The sequence below is a fragment of the Aquabacterium sp. UBA2148 genome, assembly GCF_002328915.1.
Classification (GTDB): Bacteria; Pseudomonadota; Gammaproteobacteria; order Burkholderiales; family Burkholderiaceae_C; genus Aquabacterium; species Aquabacterium parvum.
Map to the genome: position 1 here is coordinate 1,037 of NZ_DCXA01000170.1, position 8,882 is coordinate 9,918.

12 protein-coding genes are annotated in these 8,882 nt (G+C 67.6%); 4 read left to right on the forward strand and 8 right to left on the reverse strand.

Going from position 1 to position 8,882, the window contains the following annotated elements:
* The 4 genes from B2W70_RS09485 to B2W70_RS09500 all read right to left on the reverse strand — a co-directional run.
* The coding region (locus B2W70_RS09485) for a TonB-dependent receptor plug domain-containing protein (protein ID WP_286745149.1) at window positions 1-520 on the reverse strand (520 nt) is incomplete at its 3' end.
* Between the two features lie 99 nt (window positions 521-619).
* Complete coding sequence (locus B2W70_RS09490; protein WP_286745151.1) at window positions 620-1,258, reverse strand: hypothetical protein; 639 nt, start codon at window positions 1,256-1,258, stop codon at window positions 620-622.
* 21 nt (window positions 1,259-1,279) lie between these two features.
* Window positions 1,280-2,047 carry a hypothetical protein gene (locus tag B2W70_RS09495; RefSeq protein ID WP_286745153.1) on the reverse strand — a complete coding sequence of 256 codons (768 nt, stop codon included), beginning with the start codon at window positions 2,045-2,047 and terminating at the stop codon, window positions 1,280-1,282.
* A 95-nt stretch (window positions 2,048-2,142) separates the two neighbouring features.
* Window positions 2,143-2,532, reverse strand: a complete 390-nt coding sequence (locus B2W70_RS09500; RefSeq protein ID WP_286745154.1) for a DUF2946 domain-containing protein — start codon at window positions 2,530-2,532, stop codon at window positions 2,143-2,145.
* A 242-nt stretch (window positions 2,533-2,774) separates the two neighbouring features.
* Between B2W70_RS09500 and B2W70_RS09505 the strand changes: the two genes are divergently transcribed.
* The gene (locus B2W70_RS09505; RefSeq protein WP_286745156.1) at window positions 2,775-3,608 is read left to right on the forward strand and encodes a MipA/OmpV family protein; all 834 of its coding nucleotides are present in this window, start codon (window positions 2,775-2,777) and stop codon (window positions 3,606-3,608) included.
* A gap of 18 nt (window positions 3,609-3,626) precedes the next feature.
* Here B2W70_RS09505 and B2W70_RS09510 read toward each other — a convergent pair whose 3' ends face one another.
* Complete coding sequence (locus tag B2W70_RS09510) at window positions 3,627-4,262, reverse strand: TetR/AcrR family transcriptional regulator (protein ID WP_286745158.1); 636 nt, start codon at window positions 4,260-4,262, stop codon at window positions 3,627-3,629.
* 66 nt (window positions 4,263-4,328) lie between these two features.
* Between B2W70_RS09510 and B2W70_RS09515 the strand changes: the two genes are divergently transcribed.
* The gene (locus B2W70_RS09515) at window positions 4,329-5,390 is read left to right on the forward strand and encodes a putative solute-binding protein (RefSeq protein WP_286745160.1); all 1,062 of its coding nucleotides are present in this window, start codon (window positions 4,329-4,331) and stop codon (window positions 5,388-5,390) included.
* Here the strand turns inward: B2W70_RS09515 and B2W70_RS09520 are convergent.
* Complete coding sequence (locus B2W70_RS09520; RefSeq protein WP_286745161.1) at window positions 5,382-6,134, reverse strand: YoaK family protein; 753 nt, start codon at window positions 6,132-6,134, stop codon at window positions 5,382-5,384. The genes B2W70_RS09515 and B2W70_RS09520 overlap by 9 nt on opposite strands.
* Before the next feature lie 88 nt (window positions 6,135-6,222).
* Between B2W70_RS09520 and B2W70_RS09525 the strand changes: the two genes are divergently transcribed.
* A complete protein-coding gene (locus tag B2W70_RS09525; RefSeq protein WP_286745162.1) occupies window positions 6,223-6,888 on the forward strand; it encodes a DUF1345 domain-containing protein in 666 nt (221 codons plus the stop codon).
* 33 nt (window positions 6,889-6,921) lie between these two features.
* Here the strand turns inward: B2W70_RS09525 and B2W70_RS09530 are convergent, their stop codons facing one another.
* Together B2W70_RS09530 and infA are read right to left on the reverse strand one after the other, a co-directional pair.
* Complete coding sequence (locus B2W70_RS09530) at window positions 6,922-7,521, reverse strand: hypothetical protein (RefSeq protein ID WP_286745163.1); 600 nt, start codon at window positions 7,519-7,521, stop codon at window positions 6,922-6,924.
* 249 nt (window positions 7,522-7,770) lie between these two features.
* Window positions 7,771-8,037: a translation initiation factor IF-1 gene (infA, locus tag B2W70_RS09535; RefSeq protein ID WP_058087613.1), complete on the reverse strand. Its 267-nt coding sequence runs from the start codon at window positions 8,035-8,037 to the stop codon at window positions 7,771-7,773.
* A gap of 230 nt (window positions 8,038-8,267) precedes the next feature.
* On the opposite strand from infA, the gene B2W70_RS09540 reads away from it, so the two are divergent.
* On the forward strand, window positions 8,268-8,882 hold a 615-nt coding region (locus B2W70_RS09540), incomplete at its 3' end, for a pirin family protein (protein ID WP_414631044.1).

The following is an 8,882-nucleotide window of genomic DNA, read 5'->3' on the forward strand; positions in this document are numbered from 1 at the left end:
AGAGCAGGGCCTCGGCCGCCAGCATCCGCTCGCCGAAGCGGCCGACCTGTGCCTGCCAACTCGCCCCCGGTGCTTGATCGCTGGCGGGTTGCTTGCGTTCGGCCAGCACGGCACCGCCGAACACGCCTGCGTGCCGGACGGTGGTCGGGCCCTTGAGCACCGTGAGCCGGTCGATGCTGTCGAGCGTCAGGTAGGACGTGGCGGGGTCCATGCCGTGGTTGCAGGCCCCGTCGATCGACAGGCCATCGAGCAGCACCGGCACGCGCGAGCCGCTGAGGCCTTGCACCGACACCAGGCCTGAGGTGCCAGCCTGGCGCATCACGCGCACGCCGTTGACTTGCCGCAGTTGTTCGGCAGGGTCGTCCTGGGTGTCCTGCCCCTGGATTCGCAGGCTGCGCTGCTGGGGCGGCGGCAGGCTGGGGGCCTGCACCCGGACCTCGGGGAGGGTGAGCTCCTGTGACCAGGCCGGCGCGATCAAGGTCGCGCTCAGGCAGGCCGGCAAAACGGCACGGTGAAACATCGGGGAGGACTTCTTGGCGATCGACATCGAAGAGGGCGGCAGCGCGCCCCGACCCAGGCCGGGCGAGGCGCGCAGGCGAGGTCAGTTGATGGGTGCGGATCAGCCTCGGCGGCGTTGGCGCAGCGCGCCGATGCCCATCACGCCCATCACACCCAACAGGCCCGCAGCGGTCATGGCCCAGGCTTCGGGCTCGGGCACCGCGGGCGCCAGGTGCAGGTGCAACTTGATGGCGTCGCGCACCGGGTCACCCATGCCCGTCATGGCGTGGTGGTGGTACATCGACTCGTTGAGGTTCACCGACACCGTGCTGGCGGTGAAGCTCAGCGCGGTGGCCGGATCGAAGCCCTCGATCAGGTTGCCGTGCACGTTGGGCACATAGGTCGTGTTGGTCACGGCGACATCTTCGATCTCCAGCGGCACGTTGCTCACGCGAAAGCCTTGCATGGCGAACGTGCCGACGTTCATGAAGTCGTCGTTGCCGACGTAGGTCAAAGCGATGTCGCCGCCGCTGAAATCGATGTCCCAGCGGATGTCCTTGGTGCTGCTGAGCGACCAGCCGCTGACCTCAAGTCCGCTGCCAACGGTGACCGTGCGGCTGCTCAGTGCGGTGAAGCCCGAGCCGAAATCGATGCCGTACTCGATGAGCAGTGTCTCGCCATCGAGGCTGCCGTGGGCACTGGCGATGCTGGCGCAGGCGCCGAGGGTGAGGGCGAGGAGGGTGTTGCGAAAGTTCTTCATGGTCATGTCCTGATGAGGGGTTCAGCGTGCGGTGCGACGGCGGGCCGTCCAGCTCAAGGCCAGTGCGCCTGCGAGCGCGAGACCGACGGAAGAAGGCTCGGGCACGGCCGAAACCGACAACGTGGCGCTGAGCCCGAAGTTGCCGGTGTTGCCGGGCACGCCAGCGTTCTGCGCGTCGTAGACGTTGCCGCCGATGACGATGGAGTAGGTGCCAGCAGCCAGCCGGAAGGTGGCAGAAGTCAGGCCGTCTGCGCTGCCGTCGCCCAGGGCGCCGAGGCCATCGGCGCTGTGGCCGACATGGACCAAGTCACCCAACACGCCGGCGTCGTTGCCGATCTTGAAGTCGCCCAGGGCGTTCCAGACGCCTTCGACGGCAGTTGGCAGCGTGGCGCGCCAGGCCATCGACGAGGTCGACGTGTCGTACGACAGCGACGACACGCCCTCGGCGTCAACGGTGATGGGCGCCTGGCCCTGGTAGACGGAGAAGGCGGGCACGAGGCCGCCGACCGAGCTGCTGGTGGCGTTCGCCTTGGCCGCAGCGGTGATGGTGATGTCGGCGGCGTGGTCGAGCGTGAACTTGAACCAGCGTGCCTTGTGGCTGTCGCCCCAATCGGCATCGGTGGCATCGGCCCAGCCGAAGTTGCCTGAGATGGCCTGGTTGGCGATGGTGACGCTGGTGTTGGTCAGGCCCGTGAACGAGCCGAAGTCGCGGCCCGTGTAGGAAACGTGAGACCAGGCGGGTGCGCAGGCGAGCGCGACCACGCCCGCGATGAATGCGGTGCGGAACATGAGAGGACTCCAGGCGCGAGCCAGCTCAGGCCCGAGTTCGGGCGAGCTTCAAGCCGGCAAGCGACGATGAAAAAGGAAAGGGGGAGGGGAGAGGCTCAGGCCGCAGCAGGAGGCGCGCGGGCGAGCGCAGGCGACCACGCCGCGAGCGGGCGGGGTGCGTGCAGGAACAGGAAGGGAAGCGCCTCCGGCTCCGGTGTCAGCGTGAGGACCGACACAGCCAAAGGTGGCAGGCCCATGTCGTGCGCCTGCAGGAAGCAGGCCGGGCAGTGCGATTGCGCGTGCAGGCCGCCTTGGTCCGTGGGCTGGTCATGTGTGGCTTGACCCACCGCGACCCAGCGTGTGCCCGTGTTGGAGCACACCGCCACCCAGGCCAGCCCCGCGTTGCGCTGAACCAGCAACCATTGGGAGATGGCTGGGGCAAGCGCCATCGCCAGGACGGCCAGGGCGGCGATCCAGGTGATGCGACGGCGGACGGACAACGACATGGTGGGGGAGTGTAAATTTGTTCACGCACCTGTCAAGCTGCGTGTCTCCCGCATGCGGGAGCGCCACGCGAGCCAGATCTGCGCCGGATCAATCCGATTCAAAACACCACCGCCGTGTTCACGCATGAGGTGCGCCCATTGGTTTCGTGTTCAACTCATGCCGACCCGTGCAACCCACCCTTGGAGCTGAGTTCCGCATGAAGTGCTTTGTTGTTCGCCCATCCTTGAGCTCCGTTGCGAGCATGGCCCCAGTGGCCGCGGTGCTCGCCATCGTGCTGACTGCCCACGCGCCTGCCCATGCCCAGAGCGAAGGCGAGGGCGAAGGCCGCAAGCCCTTGTGGGAGGTGGGCTTCGTGGCCGGGGGCGTGTCTCAGCTGGCCTACCCCGGTGCCGACCAGCAGGTGCGCCGCGCAGCGGTGCTGCCCTATGTGCTCTACCGTGGCGAGTTCGTGCGGGCCGACCGCGACACCGCAGGCTTGCGCGCCATCCGCACCGACGACTTCGAGCTCGACGTGAGTTTCGCCGGGGCGTTTGGCGCCAGCTTGGACAAGATCGAAGCCCGCCGGGGCATGCCCGATCTGGGCACCTTGATCGAGTTCGGCCCACGCCTGCGCTGGAAGCTGGGCGACGGGCCTGGCGGTGGCCAGTGGCGCTTTGACCTGCCACTGCGCGGCGTGTTCGACATCAGCGACCGCGCTGCCCACCGAGGCATGACGCTCGAGCCCGAGGTCTTTTTCCGCCGAGAAAGCACCACGGGCTGGACCTATGCCATGCGCTTCGGTGTCATCGTTGCCGACCAGCGCCTGGCCGACACCTTCTACGAGGTGGCGCCCCGCTACGCCACCGCCGATCGACCCGCCTATGAAGCCAAGGCGGGTCTGGTGGCCTGGCGGGTGGGCACGACGCTGTCGCGCAAGCTGGGCCCCGACTGGCGTGTGTTCGGCTTTGCCCGCGTCGACCACGTGGGCGGTGCAGCCAACCGCGCCAGCCCGCTGGTGCGTCGCGACACGGGCCTGACGGCGGGCATCGGGGCCAGCTACACCTGGCTGCGCTCGGACACGCTGGTCGACGACTGAGCCACCCGTGCTGGTGAACTAGCCGGGCTCGTGGCCTTTGATGAACAAGGCCACATTGGCCTTGAGCAAGGCCTCGTCGTCCTGTTCGGTGGGCTTGCCCAGGTTGAGCAGGTGGCGCAGTTGACCCATCCCCAGGAACAGCCCCATGAACTGGTCAGCGGCCAGCGCGGGCTGTTTGACCTTCAGCGAGCCCAGGCGGGTGGCCTCGGCCAGGTAGCTCGTCAAAGCCTGCCTCATGCGATCCGGTCCGTCGTCGTGAAAGGCCTGGCGGACCTCGGGGTGCGCATCGCGCAGGCCAAAGAGGATGCGGTGGTGTTGCGCCACCTGGTCGTCGCGGATCAGGCGCAGGAAGGCCCGCCCGATGGAGGTCAGCGCCTGCTTGGGTTTGAGCGGGTCCATGGCGGGCATGTCGCTGCCCATCAGCTCGGCCGATCGCGAGGCCACGGCCGCGATGAACAGCTCGCCCTTTGACGGGAAGTGGCTGTAGACCGTCATCTTGGAGACCCCCGCTTCTGCCGCGATGGCGTCCATGCTGGTGCCTGGCAGGCCATGCTCATGGAACTGGCGTGCCGCCGCGCTCAGGATGCGCTGCAGGCGCTCCGGGTCGCGGGGGCGGCCTCGCCGTGCGGGGACCGGGGGCTTGTCCTGATTCATTTACTGTACTGTTCGGTATTGAATGTGCGAGGCAACACACGCGCAACGCATCAAGCAGGGGACATCATGACATCGAAGGCCGTTGACAGCAGGGTGGGCGTGGCCACGTGGGGCCTGGTGACGGCCCTCCTGGCAAGCTGGGCCGGGTCGTGCCAGGCCGCGCCGCTGCTGTGCGCCTGGGACCTCCTGGGCAAGGGCGGTGAGGTGCACACGCTGGCCCAGGACTACGCCACGGCCATGGCCCGTGAGGGCGTGCACTTTCAGGTTCGCACCTTCACCGACGAGCGCGTGGTGGCCGAAGACTTCCGCGCCGGCCAGTGCGCCGCGGCCATCCTCACCGGCTTTCGGGCTCGGCCCTTCAACCAGGTCACGGGCTCGCTCGACAGCCTCGGCTCAGCCGTGGTGGTGCGCGATGGCCAGGTTGACCTGGCGGCCAGCTACGAGGTGCTGCGCAAGCTGATCCAGGTGTTTGCTTCGCCGCAGGCGGCTTCGCTGATGACCGAGGGGCAGCACGAGGTGGGCGGCATCCTGCCCGTGGGCGCCGCCTACCCGATGCTGCGCGAGCGCTTCGAGATCACGCCCCGCTCGCTGGCGGGCAAGCGGGTGGCCGCGTTCGACCACGATCGAGTCCAGGCCATGCTCATCCAGAAAATGGGCGCTCAAGCGATCTCTTCGGATGTCACCAACGTGGGGGCCAAGTTCAACAACGGCTTGGTGGACCTCATCCACATGCCGGCGATCACCTTCAAGCCCTTCGAGTTGGCCAAGGGCATGGGCACCAAAGGCGGGGTGCTGCGCATGCCGGTCATGATCCCGACCCTGCAGCTCGTTTTCAACCGATCGCAGGTGCCGGCGTCGCTCGGGGCTGTGTCGCGCGTGTACTGGGCTGGCTTGCACGAAGGGGCGATGAAATCCATCCAGCGCGCAGAAGCGCAAGTGCCTGCGCGGCTTTGGTTCGACCTGCCGCCCGAACACGTCCAGCCCTATGTGGACGTGCTGCGGGAGGGGCGCATCGCTGGGGCGAACGCGGGGCTCTACAGCTGGCGCACCCTCAACCTGATGAAGAAGGCACGTTGCCAGGCCTCGCCCGCGATGGCCGAATGCAGCATGCCGACCGAGTCACCCTGAGACCCGGGCGGCACGGCTGCGCAGGTCGTCCCAGGCTGGCACCAGGGCCAGCACCGCCAACAAGATCGCCAGGGGCACCGTGGACACGTAGCCCACGAACTTGAAGCCATAAGCCCCGATCACCCCGCCACCGGTGAAGGCCAGCAGCAGCCCGCCCAGCACCGCGATGCGCTCGGAGCTGGCGCGCACCGGGGCTTCGCCCTCGCGGCGGTTCCAGTACAAGGCCTTGCCCAACTCGATGCCCAGGTCGGTGACGATGCCGGTCATGTGGGTGGTGCGGATGACCGCGTGCGACAACTTGGTCACCACGGCGTTCTGCAGGCCCATGATGAAGCACAGCAGCACCACGGTGAAGGGCACCAGCAGGCCCTCGAACTCGCTCAAGCGCGAGCCCAGCAAGCCAAAGCACAGGATGAGCAGCGCCTCGAGCATCAAGGGCAAGGCGAACTCGCTGCTGAGCTGGCGCCTGCGCGCGAAGTTCACCATCAGGGCGCAGCACATGGCGCCCAGCAGGAAGGACAGCACGCCCACGATGGCATCGACCACCAGGTCCAGGTGCCCCAGCGCCAGGTTGTCGGCCAGCGAAGAGACGGTGCCGGTGACGTGGGAGGTGTATTGCTGAACGGCCAGGAAGCCGCCAGCGTTGATGGCGCCCGCCACGAAGGCCAGCGTCCAGCCGAGGTGGCGGTTGGCGTGGGCGCTGCGGTGGCGACCGACGAGGTAGCGTGCGTAGTTCGCGGGCATGGCGTCACGATGTTAGCGCTGATTGCGGCACCGATCGAAGCGCCGATCGCAGCATGGGTCGCGCAGAGTTGTCGGGCATCATGTCCGCATGCTGCTGAAACTCCTGCGCAGTTTGCGTGCGCGACCTCGCCTCGGGTTTTCTGCCCTGCTGGGCATCGGCGTGGCCCTGGCCTGGCCCTCGCTGGGTTTCGACGCCCGCGACGTCACGCGAGGCCTGATCGCCTGGAACGTCGGGGCGCTGAGCTACCTGGTGCTGACCGCCGTGATGATGGTGCGCTCGACGCACGAGGACATCCACAAGCGGGCCCTGACGCAAGACGAAGGCGCAGCGGTCATCCTGGCCATGGTGGTGCTGGCGGCGCTGGCCAGCCTGGGCGCCATCGTGGCCGAGCTGGCGGTGGCCCGGCACGAGGCAGGGCTGTCGCGCTCCTTGCACGTCGGGCTGGCGGCCCTGACGGTGCTGACGTCCTGGGCTTTCACGCAGGTGATGTTCGCACTGCACTACGCACACGAGTACCACCAGTCCCTGCACGCCAACGAGCCGCCTGGCCTGATTTTTCCCGACACCCGTCAGCCCGGGTACGTCGACTTCCTGTACGTGGCGGCCGTGATCGGCACGTCGGCGCAGACCGCAGACGTGTCGTTCGGCAGCAGCGCGATGCGCCGCGTCGGCCTGGTGCACTGTGTGCTGGCCTTTTTCTTCAACGCCACCTTGCTGGCGCTGATGGTGAACGTGGGGGCGGCGCTGTTGTGAAGGGATGCGCCGCGCGATGCGACGCAGCGCGGCTCAATAGCGGTAGCTCATGCCCAAGGCCAGGTGCGGCAGCACGCGCAGCTTGCCCACGTCGTCCTTGAGCTGGCGGGTTTCGGCGTCCACATCGGCCTGGCTGATCAGGCCGGGGTAGTTCTCCACCAGGTTCTGATCGACCGTGACCTTGGCCTTGCCGATGGACACACCGATGTCGGCCACGAAGCCGAAGCCGGTCTCGCGTGGCTGGTGCCCCCAGCCGATGCCGAAATAAGGCGTCAGGCGCGGGATCTTCACGTGGGCCTTGAAGTAATCGGCCGCCGTGGGCGTGATGGTGGTTTCGTTGATCGTCACGGGGGTGACGCCATCGAAGCGGCTGTCGAGCTTGACCGACGCGTCGTTGATCGTCAGGCCGGCCGTCAGGCGGAAGCGCCCGCCAAAGGGGTGGTAGTCGCCGAACAGGCCGACGCGGTTGTACTTGGCGCTGGCGCGGTAGGGCACGCCTGATTCGGTGCGGTCGCGCTGGGTGTTGCCCGTGGTGCCTGCGTCGACGCGAAGGCCCAGTTGGTCGTTCACCGAGTGGGCGTAGCCGACCACGATGCCCGGCAAGCCGACCTTGACGTAGGACTCACCTGCCATGGCGCCGGGGGCTGTGCAGCAAAGCGCCAGCGTGACCAGGGCGCAGGCCCGCGAGGGCGGCACTGGCGAAAGCCGCGCAACAAGACGGGGAAAGCGCGACGGGCGGCTGGTGTGATGCATGGTGGTTCCTCGGCGAGCCGGCCTGCGCCCCCTGCGGGGACAAAACAGGCCACACGCCTCGTCTTCGGCCGGCTGGTGCCGACCTTGACCACCAATGTGTGTGCAGCTGTATCAGCCGCGTGAGCCAGATCAGCGTTTGCGCTGGCCGGGGGTGAAACCCGGGGTGGGGCCGCGGTTCTCGATGTGGCGGTAGGTGATGCGGCCCTTGCTCAGGTCATAGGGCGACATCTCCAGCGACACCTTGTCACCAGCGAGGATGCGGATGTGGTTCTTGCGCATCTTGCCGCCGGAGTAGGCGATCAGCGTGTGGCCGTTGTCGAGGGTGACGCGAAAACGCGAGTCGGGCAGCACTTCATCGACCTTGCCGCTCATTTCAATCAGTTCTTCTTTGGCCAAGGTGACTCCTGTGAGGGCTTGGGGTTGCTTAAAGAGGTTAAAAGAGGTTATCGGGCAACAATAGATTCTACCCTTGGCACCCTGGGAAGTCGATCCGCCGATCCACCCAGGGCGAGTGACCGCCCGAGCCCCCTTGGAGACCCCATGACCATCGAAGCCACCCTGCACCGCGCCCATGGCGCCCTGACCACTCTGAGCAATGGCCGCCACGCCTGGCTGGCGCCTTGACGGTGCGCCGGGTGCTGCCTGCGGCGGCCCAGCGCTCGGTCGGGCCATTCATCTTTTTTGACCACTTCGGGCCTGTGACCTTGCCGCCCGAAGTCGACACCGACGTGGGTGGCCATCCCCACATCGGCCTGGCCACGGTGACCTACCTCTTCGAGGGCGGCTTCGTGCACCGAGACAGCCTGGGCACGGTGCAGCCCATCGCGCCGGGCGCCATCAACTGGATGGTGGCGGGGCGAGGGGTGGTGCACAGCGAGCGCGTGCCCGAGGCCGAGAAAGGCCAGCCGCGTCGCCTGCACGGCCTGCAGCTGTGGGTGACCCTGCCGCCGGAGCTGGCGCAGTGCGAGCCCTCCTTTCAGCACGCGGCGGCGGCCGCCTTACCCCATGTGATGCAGCAGGCGGAGCCACGCGGGCAGGCTGGCCGGGTGTCGGTGCGCGTGCTGGTCGGCGAGGCCTTTGGCGTTCGCAGCCCGGTGCGCACCGCTTCGCCCACGCTCTACCTGGACATCACCCTGCCGCCGAACGCGAGCTGGACTTTGCCGCCGCTGGCCGAAGAGCAGGCCATCTTCAGCCCCGAAGACCCCCTGGAGGTCGATGGCGAGCCACTTGCACCACGCGAA